The sequence below is a fragment of the Devosia sp. XK-2 genome (assembly GCF_037113415.1).
Lineage (GTDB): Bacteria > Pseudomonadota > Alphaproteobacteria > Rhizobiales > Devosiaceae > Devosia.
In genome coordinates this window covers 784,196-798,047 of sequence record NZ_CP146608.1, presented here as the reverse complement: position 1 = coordinate 798,047, position 13,852 = coordinate 784,196, and the positions used below count along the sequence as shown (strand labels likewise).

Genomic DNA, 13,852 nt, shown 5'->3' with positions numbered 1-13,852 from the left:
CGAGGAAAGCATCTGATCTGGCATGGAAAAAAGGCCGCATCTCGACATTCTGCTCTGCGCCCCACGTGGATTCTGCGCCGGCGTGGACCGCGCAATCCAGATTGTGGAGCTGGCGCTCGAAAAATACGGCGCGCCGGTCTATGTGCGTCACGCCATCGTCCACAACAAATATGTGGTGGAAGGTCTCAAGGCCAAGGGCGCGGTGTTCGTCGAGGAACTGGACGAAATTCCGGAGACCGAGGCCCCAGTGGTGTTTTCCGCCCACGGCGTGCCCAAAAGCGTGCCGGCCGATGCCAAGGCGCGCAATATGTTCTTCCTCGATGCCACCTGCCCACTGGTGAGCAAGGTACATGTGGAGGCCTCGCGCCATTTCGAGGAAGGGCATGAGATCGTCTTGATCGGTCATGCCGGTCACCCCGAAGTCATCGGGACCATGGGGCAGCTTCCGGCCGGCGCCGTTACGCTGATCGAAACGGTCGAGGACGCCAATCGCTTCACCCCGAAAGATCCCGAAACCCTGGCCTTCGTCACCCAGACCACCCTTTCGGTCGACGATACGCGCGAAATCGTGGCCGCGCTCAAGGCGCGCTTCCCGGCGATCAACGGGCCGCATAAGGAAGACATCTGCTACGCCACCACCAATCGGCAGGAGGCGATCAAGGCGGTGGCGCCCTTGGTCGATGCCATGATTGTGGTGGGTTCTCCGCATTCGTCCAATTCGCAGCGCCTGGTCGAAGTGGCGCTGCGCAATGGGTGCAGGATCGCCACGCTTGTGGATCGCGCCAGTGAGATCGACTGGTCGATTTATGGCGATCTTACCTCGCTGGGCATCAGCGCCGGTGCCTCGGCCCCCGAAAGCCTGGTGGAAGAAGTGATCGACGCCTTTGCCGAGCGCTATGACGTCCGGGTCGAGACCAGGACCACCGCCGAGGAGAATATCGCCTTTAACATTCCGCGCATCCTGCGCAATCTCGAAGCGGCCTCGGGCCGATGAGCCTTGACCTTTTCGAGACCGAGCGGCTGGTGCTGTCCGGCTGGCGGATGGATCAGCTCGATGATCTGGTGGCGCTGCATGGCAATCCCAATGTCTCTCGCTATCTGACAGCAAGCGGCGCGCCCTGGACGCGGGAGCAGGCCGAATCCGCCCTCAAGGGCTGGATTGACCTGTTCGACACCCGGCAATTGGGCAAACTGCGTCTCACCCGGAAAAGCGACGGAAAATTTATCGGCCGGGCCGGCTTTGGCATTTATCCCCGCACGGGCGAACCCGAGATAGGCTACGCCCTGTTCGAGGACTTTCACGGGGCGGGGTATGCGATGGAAGCGGCGGCAGGCTTGCGGGACTGGATTTTCCGGGAAACCGACGCCCCCCATTTCATCGGCTTCGCCGACACAAGAAACGCCCCGTCCCTCGCCATCCTCAAGAAGATCGGCATGGAAGAAACGCATGTCGAAACCGAGCCGGGCGGGCTTACCTGCCAGTTCCATATCTACCGGCGGCCAGTCCATGGCTGATGGCGTCATCATTCACACCGATGGTGCCTGTTCGGGCAATCCCGGCCCTGGCGGCTGGGGCGCCATTCTGCAGTTTGGGCCGCACCGCAAGGAATTGAAGGGTGGCGAGGCGCTGACGACCAATAACAAGATGGAGCTGACCGCCGCCATCGAGGCCCTTAATGCCCTCACCCGCCCCTGCAGTGTGGAGCTCCATACCGACAGCCAATATGTGAAAAACGGCGTGCAGAGCTGGATGCATGGCTGGAAGCGCAATGGCTGGCGCACAGCCGACAAAAAACCGGTGAAAAATGTCGAGCTGTGGCAGGCCCTGGACGAGGCCACCAAGCGCCATGACATTTCATGGCACTGGGTAAAGGGCCATGCCGGCGACGAGCTCAACGAGCGCGCCGACGAGCTTGCCCGCGAAGGCATGGCGCCGTTCAAACGCAAAAAGGCCGAGGGCTTTGCACCGCCGTTCTGAGCTCTTGTTACCATTTTCGCAAGAATGGTAACAAGTGACTTGTTACCACCTTCACAAAAGTGGTAACAAGACAGCATGAAGCTTCTGGATCCGGCCTACGCTGTTCTCTACTCCGAACTGTCTCAACGGAGCCTCGATGCTGCGTTCGAGAGCGATTTCTCGATGAGTGGCAGATTCGTTCGCGTGACCGCCAATGAGCGGACCTATTGGTATTTTGATACCGCCAAGGACGGAAAAAAAATACGCCGCTATGTCGGTCCAACGGCCGATCCTGAAATCAGCAAGCGCGTGGAAAACTTCAAAAATCTCAAAGCCGATTTCCGCGCCCGGCGAAAACTGGTCTCCACCCTGATTCGCGACGCCTACCTGCCAGCCCCGCCGCCCAAAGTCGGCGCGGTCGTTGAAGCCATGGCCAATGCGGGCTTTTTCCGTCTACGAGGCGTTCTGGTCGGCACGGTAGCTTTTCAATGCTATGCGGCAGGGTTGGGGGTCAGGTTTCCGGGGGCGGCATTGCAAACCGGCGATGCCGATTTTGCGCAATTTCACTCTATCTCCGTCGCCGTCGGAGATAGCATGCCCGATATTCTTGAGGTCCTGCGGGGAATCGATCCCACCTTTCGGGCGGTGCCGCGTCTGGGACCCCACGAGGCCCCTACCCAATTGGCATCGCGAGACGGCTACAAGGTCGAATTCCTTACCCCCAACACGGGAAGCGAGGACCATAACGGACGGGCCGCCCCCATGCCTGCTCTTGGCAACATTGCGGCGGAGCCGCTTCGTTTCCTTGATTTCCTGATTTACGAACCGGTTCGGGCTGTTTTGTTGCATGGCGCCGGTGTCCCGGTTCTCGTCCCTGCGCCCGAACGCTTCGCCGTCCATAAGCTCATCGTCGCTACGAAAAGGCTGCAAGATGCAAACGGTCGCGACAAACGCCAAAAGGACCTGCGACAAGCCGGCCTGCTCATGCAGGCCATGATTGCCACCAATCAAACCCTCCCCCTCGCCGATGCTTTCATGGAGGCGTGGCACCGAGGACAATCCTGGCGGAATGCCGTCGCGCAAGGGCTGGCATCCGTGCCTGATACTGCAGAAATAAAAACGAAACTGGCTGAGGGCGTCAGAACTCTGGGGCATGATCCCAAGGAGTTCAATTTCTAAGCCCGCCTGGGCACCAGCCCCTTCACCACACGCCAGAGCGGGCTGATAGCGTAGCCGACAACTGGGATCAGCACCGCACCAAGGGCCAGGCCGATGATGAAATCGGCCAGCGCAGTGGCCACCCAGCCGGCGATGGACGCGATGGCGGGAAAAGCGCCTTCGGCCCAGTGGGCCGCAGCTTCGATGACATGTTCGGGGCCGGCGATGCCAAATTCATAAAGGCCATGGGCAATAATGCTGCCGCCGACCCAAGTCATGGCGGCGGTGCCGATCAGGCCGAGAGCGTGCATGAAAACCGGCATGGCCACCACAATGCTCCGGCCAAGAGCACGGCCAAAGCCGGTGCGCGCCACGCGGGCCAGCCACAGCCCGAAATCGTCAGCCTTGATGATCAGCGCCACCGCGCCATAGACGAGGATGGTAATGCCGACCCCGGCCAGGGCGAGCACGGCGGCGCGCGTCCAGAAATCGGGGACCTCGACAGCGGCGAGGATGATGGTCATGATCTCGGCGGAGAGGATGAAATCGGTCTTGATGGCGCCGGCCACTTTGCGATCTTCCAAAGAGGTCGCCGCCAGCGCGGTATGCTCGATCGAGGCCTCGTGCTGTTCGGCCTGGTGCGGCGCGAACAGGTGGAAGACCTTCTCGGCGCCCTCGTAGCACAGATAGGCACCGCCGATCATCAGCAGCGGGGTGATCAGCCAGGGCAGGAGGATCGAGAGCACGAGGGCAGCGGGCAGCAGGAACAGCAGCTTGTTGCGCACCGAGCCCCAGGCAATCTTGCCGATGATGGGCAATTCGCGGTCGGCAGTGAAGCCCTTCACATAGGCCGGCGTCACGGCCGCATCGTCGATCACGGCGCCTGCCGCCTTGGCGCTGGCCTTGGCCGCCTGGCCGGCGACATCGTCCAGCGAGGCGGCTGCGACCTTGACCAGGCCGGCCACGTCATCGAGAAGCGCAAGAAGACCGACCGACATGAAAAACCTGCATCCAGAGGGTTGGAAGGAAGACAAGCCGGGCCGAGGCCGCCCGGCTGTTCAGGCTAACCGGCGACCTTTCCAAAATCTGCCACCAGATGCATGGTGTCGCGCAGGCGCGCCAGCAGATTGAGGCGATTGGCGCGGACGGCCGCATCGGCGTCGTTGACCAGAACAGCCTCGAAGAAAGCGTCCACCGGACCACGCAAGGTAGCAAGCTCGGTCATGGCGCCCTTGTAGTCATCCTTGGCGACATGGGCCGCCACGGCCGTGTGAACAGCATCCACCGCAAAGGCGAGAGCCGTTTCTTCGGGCAGTTCCAGCGCCGCCTGGTCGACGGTGCCGGCATAGGCCCTGCCGTCCTTCTTCTCCTCGGCGGCAAGGATATTGGCGGCGCGCCTATAGCCCGCCAAAAGGTTGGCGCCATCGTCGGTGGCCAAGAGGGTCGAGAGCGCCTCGGCACGCTGGGTGATCTGGAGAATGTCGTTGCTGTCGGCGGAGATGACGGCATCGACGAGATCGTGGCGTGCGCCGGCGTCGCGCAGCGACACTTTCAGCCGATCGTGGAAAAAGGCCAGAAGGTCCGGCTCCACCTCGAGAGGGAATTTCAGGCCATTCTCGGTGATGATGCGGATGACACCCAAGGCAGCGCGCCTCAGCGCAAAGGGATCGCGCGAGCCGGTGGGCTTTTCGTCAATCGACCAGAAGCCGGAAAGCACATTGAGCTTGTCGGCCAGGGCCACCGCAATGGAGACCGGCTCGGTCGGCACGCGGTCGGAGGGCCCAAGCGGCTTGTAATGCATCTCGATGGCATTGGCGATTGCCGCCGGTTCCTTCTGCGCGGTCGCATAATAGCGCCCCATCAACCCCTGCAGTTCGGGAAATTCGCCAACCATGCCGGTGACCAGATCGGCCTTGGCCAGCATCGCGGCGCGTTTGGTCAGTTCGACATCGGCGCCCACCTTGGGGGCGATCTGGGCGGCGAGATGCACCAGGCGCTCGACCATGGCGAACTGGCTGCCCAGCTTGGCGTGGAACACCATGTCCTCGAGCTTGGGCAGGCCGTGCTCAAGCGGAATGGCAAGATCGCCCTGATAGAAGAACGCCGCGTCGGAAAGACGGGCGCGAATAACGCGCTCATTGCCCGCCACCACAACCGCACCGCCATCGGCGGGGATGGTGTTGGCCGTGATGATGAAATTGGGCGCCAGCTTGCCGGACGCATCGCGTAGGCAGAAGCATTTCTGGTTGGCGCGGATGGTAGCGATGATGACTTCCTCTGGCAGTTTGAGGAAGTCGGGATCGAACGATCCCATCATCACATTTGGCCACTCGACCAGCCCAGCCACTTCTTCAAGCAGCCCCTCGTCATGGATCACCGAAAGGCCCTGCGCGAAGGCGAGATTGTCCGCGTCGTTGCGGATGATGTCCTTGCGGCGGTCGATGTCCAGCACCACCTTGGCCCGCTCCAGCGCGATCTGGTAGTCCTCGAGTCGCTTTACGCGGATGGCGTCGGGCGCCAGGAAACGATGGCCGAAGGTGGTCTGGCCCGCTTCCAGCCCGGCAATGCCGAAGGGCACCACAACGGGTTCGTCATTTTCGGTGCCGAAGGTTGCGGTAATGGCGCGCAAGGGCCGCACCCAATTGAAACTGCCCGAGCCCCAGCGCATGGACTTGGCCCAGCCAAAACCGGTCATGACCTTTGGCAGAATGGCGGAAAGCAGGTCCACCGCGTCGGCGCCGGGCTTTTCGATGACCGCGACATAGAATTCGCCCTTTTTCGGGTCGCTTTCGATCTTGGCCTGATCGAGCGAAGCCAGCCCGGCGGAACGCAGGAAACCATCAATGGCGGGCTGGGGGGCACCAACCTTGGGCCCCTTCTTTTCCTCGCGCGTATCGGGTGAACGGGCCGGCAGGCCGGAAACGGAGAGTGCCAGGCGGCGTGGCGTCACAAAGGCCTTGGCGCCTTCATAGACCAGACCCGCATCCACCAGCGCATTGGTGACAGCTTTCTTGAGGTCCTCGGCCGCACGGCGCTGAAAGCGGGCGGGAATTTCCTCGGAAAAAAGTTCGAGCAGCAGTTCGGGCATGGAGAGCAACCGGTGTTTGAAGGCGTGTGCGTGCTTAGCGTGAGGGCGGTGCGTTGTCTACCAGCCGCCACCGCCGCCACCGCCACCGCCGCCGCCGGAGAAGCCGCCACCACCCGAACCCGAGGAGCTGGCCTGCACCGGCTGTGCCGCCACCATGGCCGCGGCCATGCCGGCGGAGGCGCCTGACACAGCCCTGGCGATATTGCCCGAATTGAAGGACCGGCTACCCGAATACCAGTGGGGTGAATATGTGCCACTCTCGGCGTCCGGCACGGCATGGCGCGCCAGTTCGGCCTCGAAATGCTCCGACCATGGCTTCTCGACGCCCAGCGCAATGGCATAGGGCAAGAGGCGCTCGAAACGCTCGATGGTCAGGGGCGGTTCATCGACAATATTGAGCCGGTTCTTTTCCGCCGTTTCCAGATAGAGCTTGAGGCCGTCGATCTGGTCCATCAGCTTGCGGCCCTGCACGGTGGGCGCGCGCAGCAATACGGTGAAAATGACGCAGATCAGCACCATGGACCCGGCAGCCAACGCCGCGGAATTGATGGTGATGCCGGTAAAGGTTTCGAGCGCCCCACCCGCGAAATTGAATCCGAAGATGGCGATAAAAGCCAAGGCGATAAACCGCTGAACGGCGCCGCCAGACTTGATCACACCAAAGACCACGCTGCCGATCACGCCCAGGAAGACGCCGGCGAAAATCGCAACGAACAGCCAGACCGGCTCAAGCACATCGAAAACGACCATGCCCAGGATCATCAGGGCGGCCAGCACAAAGCCGAAGCCGGCAAAACCCCAATTATTGTTGAACCAGGTCTTGCGGTTCTCGCTGGCTATGGCGCTGATAAATTCACCGCGCTTGGTGCCCAGGTCCTTGCCATTGACCTTGTCGAAGGTCACCGCCCCTTTGCTGTCAAAATAGGAAAACAGCACCTGTTCGCCTACCGGCAGCTTTTCGTCCGAATCTTTGCCGGTCACCACAACGGTCAATGTCTTGCCCGGATTGCGGATCGTCACCAGCCCTTTCACGCCCAGGTTGAAAATGGCGGCCGTCATGGCCGTCCAGCCGGAATTGGAGAAGCCCCATTTGTGCACATAATGGGTCAATGCCGGCGAGAAATCGCGTGGCGGATGAAAGAGTGGAATAACGGTGCCCTTGGGCGGATCGCGACCCACACGCATCCAGGCGGTGAAATTGTAGACCAGCAGCACGATCACCGCGAGCACCGGCAACCAGACTTCGCGCAGGTCGGACGCGGTCTGGAGCAAGGCGTCCACACCCTCTGGATAGCTGACAATGCCCTTCTGAAAGGACAGGGCGAAGCTCATGCCCTCTCCCGGCGCCAATTCGCGCTGTGTGCGAAAAATGGCAGTGTTGTCGCTTTCGCGCGTCATGGACACATCGCGCCCGGTCGATCCGGCCACGCCGGTATAGGCTGCCAGATCCTCGATGATGGCACCGTCAGGCAGACGCACCCGTGCCACCGAAGTCACGATGGGAAAATCCCAGTAATTGCCCGTGGCGTTCCAATAAAGCTCATCGCCCGTGCCGTCGGCCGTGGGGCGCGCCATACGATCCATGGCGTAATCAATTGTATAGCGGTGCTCGCCTATGCGCAGGAACACGTCCGGATCGCCAATCCAGATGCGCTGGAAATCGCCCATGCGTTCGACGCGGAACATTTCCGGCTGGCCGTCTCGCGTTACCGCATTCACCTCGAGATCGATGTGGATCTTGTTGCCGCGCTCCCCCACCATGGTCACGGGAATATCGCGATAGATACCACGCCGGATATCGATCCCCTCGGCATTGATATCGATGGTTTCGAGAACCTCGACCGACCCGTCGGCCAGCAATTGCACATCGCTGGCAAAGGCGCGGATTTCCTCTCGCGCCGAAGCGGGCACAGCCAGCGCAATAAACAGTGCAAGAGCAGCGATCAGGCGGTGCAGAACGGACATGCGGCTCAGAACTTGACCTGAGGCACGGCGCGGTCGGCCTCGTTCTCCAGCTCGAAATATTCGGCTTGCTCGAACTTGAAGGCATTGGCGACCAGGTTGGAAGGGAAGCTTTCCACCTGGATATTCAGATTGCGCACGGCGCCATTGTAATAGCGGCGTGCCATCTGAATTTCGTCCTCAACGCCCTGCAGCGCGGTTTGAAACTCAAGAAAGGTCGTATTGGCCTTGAGGTCGGGGTAGGCCTCGGCAATGGCGAGAAGGCGCCCCAGCGCCGCTGAAAGCTCGCCCTCCGCCTTGGCACGGACCTCAGGGCCGGCCGAGGCCGCGCTGGTGGCCTTGGCGCGGGCATTGACCACGGCGTCAAGCGTTTCGCGCTCATGGGCCATATAGCCCTTCACCGTCTCCATCAGATTGGGGATGAGATCGGTGCGGCGCTTCAATTGCACATCGATGCCCGACCAGCCTTCGCGCACCATCTGCCGGTTCGAAACCAGCCCGTTATAGATAACGATGGCGTAGCCGACGACGCCGACCACGATAAGCAGAATGACCCATTCCATGATTGCGCTCCCTCAAGCGATCGTGCGCCGCAAAATTGCATTGTGGCGATGGCTTTGCAATGTCGGCCTGATCGCCGGCCTTGACTTCCTGTCACCAATGCCTAGCTTTTGAAGCATGAACACGCGCCAATGGCATCGCTGCAGCTTCCTTCACGCAAGCCCATAACCCTAGGCATGCCCGCGCCGGAGCCTGCTTAGGGCTCCAGAACGCTTTACGTTCCCGCCGCCGGCGCACAGTTCTCCACTTCCCATTTTTCAAGCCTTTGAGCGCTGCGCCACCGCGCGCGCCGGGCGCCCTTTTTGAAAGGACACTTCAATGACTGAAATCCGCCGCGACCTGACGCCGCCGCTTACCTTGGGCAAGGCCGATCATGCAAAGCTCTATGCCTTGGGTGAGGCCGCGCTCGACCGCAATCCGGACCTGGCGGAAGTCCTGCTCACCGAGCTTGATCGCGCCAAGATCGTGAGCGACGACAAGTTGCCCGAAGGCGTGGTGCGCATGGGGTCGCGCGTATCCTATCAGACCAATGCCGGTCAGGAACAGACCGTAACCCTGGCCTATCCGGCTGACGCGGATATCGCCCAGGGCCGGATTTCGGTGCTGACGCCCATTGGCGTGGCCCTGATCGGCCTCAAGCCAGGCCAGTCCATCACCTGGCACGACCGCGCCGACAAGCGGCACAAGCTGACCGTGGCGGCGGTGGAGAGCCCCGCGCTGGTTTGACCAGTAGTCGGGCAGGCAAGGCCCCAAGCTGCCGGTCGCACACCTCATGTGAGCGACCGGCAATTTTTATGCTTGTATATTTAATGAGCACTCATTAAATATATGACCATGATGACAGAACCAAGCAGACGGGGCCGCCCCCGAAAGACAGAAGGCCCGGATACCCGCGAGAGGCTGCTGGCGGCAGCGCTCGACCTATTCGCGGCGCAGGGCTTTGCTGCCACCAGCGTGCGGCAGATTGCTGAGGCCGTCGGCGTTCGCGACAGCGCTATCTATGGTCATTTCGAAGGCAAGCAGGCCATTCTCGATGTGCTGATGCAGCGCGCAGGTCCGGGCGTACTCAAACTCTCGGGTTTCGATCCGGGGGCAATGGCTGCGGGGCCTCCGGACAAGACCCTGCCCGGCCTCTTCGGCCGCATCGTTGCGCACTGGGCCGAGCCAGAGGTGCGCAAATTCACCTCTATGATGCTGCGCGATGGCGCCGATGGCGCAGGCCAGGCCGTCGATAGTGTGGTGCAAACACTGACCCCGCTGTTTGGCGCCTGGCAGATGGGCGGGCATTTTGACGACCGGTTCGACGCCGGCTGGCTGGCCTGGGAGGCCATTGCGCCGCTGGCCACCATCCGCCTAACCCTCATGAGCAGCACAGCCACGCCCGACGATCTCAACCGCGCCCGACAGATGGCCGAGCGCCACGTCGCCCATTTTCTCGCCGTTCATCTCAAGTCAGGAGTTTTGCCATGAACAGCATGAACCATCCGCAAGAGGCGGACATCACAGTCGTCAACACCCATCTCAATTTTCCCAAAGTGCATCTGATCGCGCCCAAAAGGGCCGGCTATATCCACATTGCCGCCGAAATCGATCCGATCCGCCCTTTTGGCATCGGGCCGGAAAGCCCCCGCAAGGCGGAGGCAAGGGCGCTGGCCAAGCGGCTTGCCGCATGTCTGGAGCGGGAGGCCAATATTGTTCGTGCCACCGTCTTCGTCGCGCGCTTCATTCCCCCAGGGACTCATCATCCCGAAGGCGTGCATAAACCGGCATTCGACCTTGTCGTGCTGATCGAAACCATCGACACGGCTGCGGCCGAGGCGCTCACGGACACACCGCTCTATAGTGAACTCATCGAAGGCCTGAGGGCCCGGTCCAACTATCTGCACGTGGTGCGCGCCCATAATGGGCGGCGTATCGGCTCAGTCGATTTCTCGAAAGACGGGATCTTTCTGTTCAACTACTTCCACGGCGAGGCGCCCAATAAGCTCATCCCGATCTGGGAATATACCGCGGGCTGGTTCGAGGATCGCACCGCGCTCGACAATTCCGAACTGCTGGTACCCGAGCCCGGACAGCAAAGCGAATATGGCCTGATCAACCATTGCCGCTGGGATCATTGGCACGATGTCCTGCCGGACCTGGCGCTGCGGCCGACGTTCAAGAGCTATGTGCTGGACAATTTCGCCGCCAATGGCGTCTCGCCTATGCCCATTCTCTACTCGCTGGCCTGACAACACGCCAACCGGCGCGGATTTACTCCGCGCCGCCGCCCGCCGTCTGCAACCAGGCTTCGCCGCAGGCTTTGGCCAGTTCGCGGATGCGCAGGATGTAACTTTGGCGTTCGGTGACCGAGATCACGCCGCGCGCGTCGAGCATGTTGAAATTGTGCGACGCCTTGACGACGTGCTCATAGGCGGGAATGGCCATGGTCTGCCGATTGCCCTCGGCGCCCTTTTCGAGAATGGCGCGGCATTCCTTTTCCGCGTCCTCAAAATGGCGGAACAGCATGTCGGTGTCGGCCGCCTCGAAATTGTATTTCGAGCTCTCCTGCTCATTCTGCAGAAAGACGTCGCCATAGGTGACCTTTTCGTCGCCCGTCCGGCCATTGAAATTGAGGTCATAGACGTTTTCGACGCCCTGCACATACATAGCGAGGCGTTCCAGCCCATAGGTGATCTCGCCCGGCACGGGTGAACATTCAAAGCCGGCGACCTGCTGGAAATAGGTGAACTGACTGACTTCCATGCCGTCGCACCAGCATTCCCAGCCGAGACCCCAGGCGCCAAGGGTCGGGCTTTCCCAATCGTCCTCGACGAAGCGGATATCGTGAACGGACGCGTCGAGCCCGATGGCGGCCAGCGAGTCGAGATAGAGCTGCTGGATATTGTCCGGCGAGGGCTTCAGGATCACCTGGAACTGGTAATAATGCTGCAGTCGATTGGGGTTTTCGCCATAGCGCCCGTCCGTGGGCCGGCGGCTGGGCTGCACATAGGCAGCCTTCCAGCGCTTCGGTCCCAGAGCGCGCAATGTCGTCGCCGTATGGAAGGTGCCGGCGCCCATCTGCATGTCATAGGGCTGCAGAATGACACAACCCTGCTCGGCCCAGAATTGCTGCAGCGTCAGGATCAGACCCTGAAACGAATTTTTCGGGTCCATATGGGCGGGGCGGTCGGTCATGTCAAAAGTCCTGCAATGAAGCGGACAAAGCTCTAGTGGCGCGGGTCGCGGTGGTCAATGGCGCTTGTCGGCGTCGTCCTTGTTCCCCGGCCGGTAGGTACCGTCCTCGCCGCGCTTGAGGTCGATGACGCCGGGCTGGCTGCGTTCGGCGCGGTCGCGCTCGCGGGCGATGCGTTTGGCCTCTTCAGCGTCGTGGTTGAACTTGTGGGTCCAGTCCTTCCAGATGCGGCGGATGCCGAAATAGATGAGCAGGCCAAGACCGACAAAGAGCAGTATGCGCAGCAGCATTTGCGAAACCTAGAGACCCAGTCGCGCCCACCAGGCGCGATCCTCGAGGGAAATTGCGATGTCGTCTACCATGCCCTGGGCGGAAAATCCCAGACGCGGCAGAGCAAAGAATGGGCGCTTTGGTGCAATGGTCTTGAGCACCACGTCGGGCCCAAAGCGCTGGCGCAGGGTCGCGTGCAGATCGCCGATGGCATCGGCGAGCCCCAGTTCGATCCCGCGCAAACCCGTCCACCACTCGCCGGTGAAAAGCGTATCGTCATCGGCCTTCAGGCGACCCTGTCGTCCCGCCTTGACGTGGTCGATGAAGACCTCGTGAATATCGAGTTCGAACCGCTTGATCCGCTCCACGTCCTCTGCCTTTTCGGGCAGGAAGGGGTCGAGCGTCGATTTGTTGCGGCCTGCTGTGTGCACGCGACGCTCGATGCCCAGTTTGTCGAGCGCGCCGACGAAGCCGAAGGTCGCCATAATGACCCCGATGGACCCCACAATCGAGGATGGGTCGACGAAGATTTCATCTCCGGCAACAGCGATGAAATAACCACCGGAGGCGGCGGCATCCTCGACAAAGACCAGGACAGGCTTGTTGTGTTCGTTGGCAAGGTCGCGAATGCGCTTGGAAATGAGGCGGCTTTGTACCGGCGATCCACCGGGCGAATTGATAACAATGGCCACGGCGGGCGCCGATTTCATGCCGAAGGCCTTTGCCAGAAGCGGCTCGACCGTGGCGATATTGAGCCGGCCCGGGCGCTGGTCGGCAGCAATCACACCCTGGAGGCGGACCACGGGAACAACCGGCGGACGGTGGATCAGGCGGCTCAGCCAATTGCGTTTGCCGGCAGGCGTCTCGGTCATGTTCGCTCCCCAGGGATTTTGAGGTGATTTAGGCAGGCATGGCCGCTTTTACCAGTCCAGCACGGCCGTGCCGCGCAGAATCGCGTCGAATTCGGGCGCAAATCCATTGCCCTGGGGCCCATGCAGCGCTCGCGACGCCAATAGGGTCAGCGGCGCCCGCGACCCCTTGATACCGCGGACCAGGACACGCGTTGCCGAGGCGCCGGGGCGCGCCGTCAGCGGCAGCACTACCAGACCGCCGAAACGGCGGTCGAGGGCGGCAAGCAGCGGCGAAAGGCCCTGGGCTGGATAGATGAAGATGGCCAAGCCTCCCGCCTTGGCGGCCGATGCGGCGCATTTGACCCAGCCATCGAGCTCATCGGCGGCCATATGCCGGGCGGCGGCGCGCGACCTGTCGGGCGCGTTCGTCCCCTGCCCCGCGCCAAAGAATGGCGGATTGGCAATCACGGCGTCATAGCCATTGTCGGCGAGGCCCGACGCACGCCGGTCTTCGCCCTTGGCCAGAATATCGAGCATCAACACACGGGCCCTGCGGGAAAAACCGTTTTGTGCGACATTGTCACGCGCCAGGGTAGAAGCGGCTTCATCCCGCTCGACCAGGTCAACTCTTGCCGCGCGCTGTATGGCCAACGCCGCAAGTCCCGCCGTGCCGACACCAGCCCCGAGATCGAGCAGATTCTGCGTGTCTTTGGGGACCGCCGCAGCCAGGAGAACACTGTCCAAACCGGCGCGAAAGCCGCTTTGGGGCTGCGACAGAGTGAGCCGCCCGCCCAAAAAGGCGTCGCGGGTTATGGTTTGAGGTTTTACAA

The 13,852-nt window shown here is 61.6% G+C and carries 15 protein-coding genes; 7 read left to right on the top strand and 8 right to left on the bottom strand.

Annotation, left to right across the window (positions count from 1 at the left end; genetic code table 11):
• Nucleotides 1–22: 22 nt before the first annotated feature.
• The 4 genes from ispH to V8Z65_RS03880 all read left to right on the top strand — a co-directional run bounded on the left by ispH (nt 23) and on the right by V8Z65_RS03880 (nt 3,136).
• A complete protein-coding gene (gene ispH / locus V8Z65_RS03895) occupies nt 23–994 on the top strand; it encodes a 4-hydroxy-3-methylbut-2-enyl diphosphate reductase (RefSeq protein ID WP_338722667.1) in 972 nt (323 codons plus the stop codon).
• Nucleotides 991–1,515, top strand: coding sequence for a GNAT family N-acetyltransferase (locus V8Z65_RS03890; protein WP_338722666.1), 525 nt, complete (start codon nt 991–993; stop codon nt 1,513–1,515). The genes ispH and V8Z65_RS03890 overlap by 4 nt, the downstream gene beginning before the upstream one ends.
• Nucleotides 1,508–1,978, top strand: coding sequence for a ribonuclease HI (gene rnhA / locus V8Z65_RS03885; RefSeq protein ID WP_338722665.1), 471 nt, complete (start codon nt 1,508–1,510; stop codon nt 1,976–1,978). Before V8Z65_RS03890 ends, rnhA begins: the two co-directional genes overlap by 8 nt.
• 75 nt (nt 1,979–2,053) lie before the next feature.
• Nucleotides 2,054–3,136 (top strand): GSU2403 family nucleotidyltransferase fold protein, encoded by a 1,083-nt coding sequence (locus tag V8Z65_RS03880; RefSeq protein ID WP_338722663.1) that lies wholly within the window; start codon nt 2,054–2,056, stop codon nt 3,134–3,136.
• Here V8Z65_RS03880 and V8Z65_RS03875 read toward each other — a convergent pair.
• The 4 genes from V8Z65_RS03875 to V8Z65_RS03860 all read right to left on the bottom strand — a co-directional run bounded on the left by V8Z65_RS03875 (nt 3,133) and on the right by V8Z65_RS03860 (nt 8,728).
• Nucleotides 3,133–4,113 carry a DUF808 domain-containing protein gene (locus V8Z65_RS03875; protein WP_338722661.1) on the bottom strand — a complete coding sequence of 327 codons (981 nt, stop codon included), beginning with the start codon at nt 4,111–4,113 and terminating at the stop codon, nt 3,133–3,135. The genes V8Z65_RS03880 and V8Z65_RS03875 overlap by 4 nt on opposite strands.
• Nucleotides 4,114–4,178: 65 nt before the next feature.
• Nucleotides 4,179–6,203, bottom strand: a complete 2,025-nt coding sequence (gene glyS, locus V8Z65_RS03870; protein WP_338722660.1) for a glycine--tRNA ligase subunit beta — start codon at nt 6,201–6,203, stop codon at nt 4,179–4,181.
• Between the two features lie 57 nt (nt 6,204–6,260).
• Entirely contained in the window at nt 6,261–8,168 is a 1,908-nt protein-coding gene (locus tag V8Z65_RS03865; RefSeq protein ID WP_338722659.1) for a DUF2207 domain-containing protein, read from the bottom strand.
• Nucleotides 8,169–8,173: 5 nt separating this feature from the next.
• Nucleotides 8,174–8,728 (bottom strand): LemA family protein, encoded by a 555-nt coding sequence (locus tag V8Z65_RS03860; RefSeq protein ID WP_338722658.1) that lies wholly within the window; start codon nt 8,726–8,728, stop codon nt 8,174–8,176.
• 316 nt (nt 8,729–9,044) lie between these two features.
• Between V8Z65_RS03860 and rnk the strand changes: the two genes are divergently transcribed.
• The 3 genes from rnk (at nt 9,045) to V8Z65_RS03845 (ending at nt 10,957) form a co-directional block, all read left to right on the top strand.
• A complete protein-coding gene (rnk, locus tag V8Z65_RS03855; protein WP_338722657.1) occupies nt 9,045–9,452 on the top strand; it encodes a nucleoside diphosphate kinase regulator in 408 nt (135 codons plus the stop codon).
• A 108-nt stretch (nt 9,453–9,560) separates the two neighbouring features.
• Nucleotides 9,561–10,196 (top strand): TetR/AcrR family transcriptional regulator, encoded by a 636-nt coding sequence (locus V8Z65_RS03850; protein ID WP_338722655.1) that lies wholly within the window; start codon nt 9,561–9,563, stop codon nt 10,194–10,196.
• Nucleotides 10,193–10,957, top strand: coding sequence for a hypothetical protein (locus V8Z65_RS03845; protein WP_338722654.1), 765 nt, complete (start codon nt 10,193–10,195; stop codon nt 10,955–10,957). The genes V8Z65_RS03850 and V8Z65_RS03845 overlap by 4 nt, the downstream gene beginning before the upstream one ends.
• A gap of 22 nt (nt 10,958–10,979) precedes the next feature.
• On the opposite strand, the gene V8Z65_RS03840 is transcribed toward V8Z65_RS03845, so the two are convergent.
• Genes V8Z65_RS03840 through V8Z65_RS03825 form a run of 4 tightly spaced genes read right to left on the bottom strand, consistent with a single transcriptional unit; the run spans nt 10,980 to nt 13,766 of the window.
• Nucleotides 10,980–11,903, bottom strand: coding sequence for a glycine--tRNA ligase subunit alpha (locus tag V8Z65_RS03840; protein WP_338722653.1), 924 nt, complete (start codon nt 11,901–11,903; stop codon nt 10,980–10,982).
• A 54-nt stretch (nt 11,904–11,957) separates the two neighbouring features.
• The gene (locus tag V8Z65_RS03835; RefSeq protein ID WP_338722652.1) at nt 11,958–12,191 is read right to left on the bottom strand and encodes a hypothetical protein; all 234 of its coding nucleotides are present in this window, start codon (nt 12,189–12,191) and stop codon (nt 11,958–11,960) included.
• A 9-nt stretch (nt 12,192–12,200) separates the two neighbouring features.
• Nucleotides 12,201–13,043, bottom strand: a complete 843-nt coding sequence (locus V8Z65_RS03830) for a S49 family peptidase (RefSeq protein WP_338722650.1) — start codon at nt 13,041–13,043, stop codon at nt 12,201–12,203.
• Between the two features lie 48 nt (nt 13,044–13,091).
• Complete coding sequence (locus V8Z65_RS03825) at nt 13,092–13,766, bottom strand: methyltransferase (protein ID WP_338722649.1); 675 nt, start codon at nt 13,764–13,766, stop codon at nt 13,092–13,094.
• Nucleotides 13,767–13,852 lie beyond the last annotated feature (86 nt).

Bases quoted from the DNA above. Each gene is read 5' to 3' on its own strand.
- ispH (WP_338722667.1), top strand. From the start codon at position 23: ATGGAAAAAAGGCCGCATCTCGACATTCTGCTCTGCGCCCCACGTGGA.
- V8Z65_RS03890 (WP_338722666.1), top strand. From the start codon at position 991: ATGAGCCTTGACCTTTTCGAGACCGAGCGGCTGGTGCTGTCCGGCTGG.
- rnhA (WP_338722665.1), top strand. From the start codon at position 1,508: ATGGCTGATGGCGTCATCATTCACACCGATGGTGCCTGTTCGGGCAAT.
- V8Z65_RS03880 (WP_338722663.1), top strand. From the start codon at position 2,054: ATGAAGCTTCTGGATCCGGCCTACGCTGTTCTCTACTCCGAACTGTCT.
- V8Z65_RS03875 (WP_338722661.1), bottom strand. From the start codon at position 4,113: ATGTCGGTCGGTCTTCTTGCGCTTCTCGATGACGTGGCCGGCCTGGTC.
- glyS (WP_338722660.1), bottom strand. From the start codon at position 6,203: ATGCCCGAACTGCTGCTCGAACTTTTTTCCGAGGAAATTCCCGCCCGC.
- V8Z65_RS03865 (WP_338722659.1), bottom strand. From the start codon at position 8,168: ATGTCCGTTCTGCACCGCCTGATCGCTGCTCTTGCACTGTTTATTGCG.
- V8Z65_RS03860 (WP_338722658.1), bottom strand. From the start codon at position 8,728: ATGGAATGGGTCATTCTGCTTATCGTGGTCGGCGTCGTCGGCTACGCC.
- rnk (WP_338722657.1), top strand. From the start codon at position 9,045: ATGACTGAAATCCGCCGCGACCTGACGCCGCCGCTTACCTTGGGCAAG.
- V8Z65_RS03850 (WP_338722655.1), top strand. From the start codon at position 9,561: ATGATGACAGAACCAAGCAGACGGGGCCGCCCCCGAAAGACAGAAGGC.
- V8Z65_RS03845 (WP_338722654.1), top strand. From the start codon at position 10,193: ATGAACAGCATGAACCATCCGCAAGAGGCGGACATCACAGTCGTCAAC.
- V8Z65_RS03840 (WP_338722653.1), bottom strand. From the start codon at position 11,903: ATGACCGACCGCCCCGCCCATATGGACCCGAAAAATTCGTTTCAGGGT.
- V8Z65_RS03835 (WP_338722652.1), bottom strand. From the start codon at position 12,191: ATGCTGCTGCGCATACTGCTCTTTGTCGGTCTTGGCCTGCTCATCTAT.
- V8Z65_RS03830 (WP_338722650.1), bottom strand. From the start codon at position 13,043: ATGACCGAGACGCCTGCCGGCAAACGCAATTGGCTGAGCCGCCTGATC.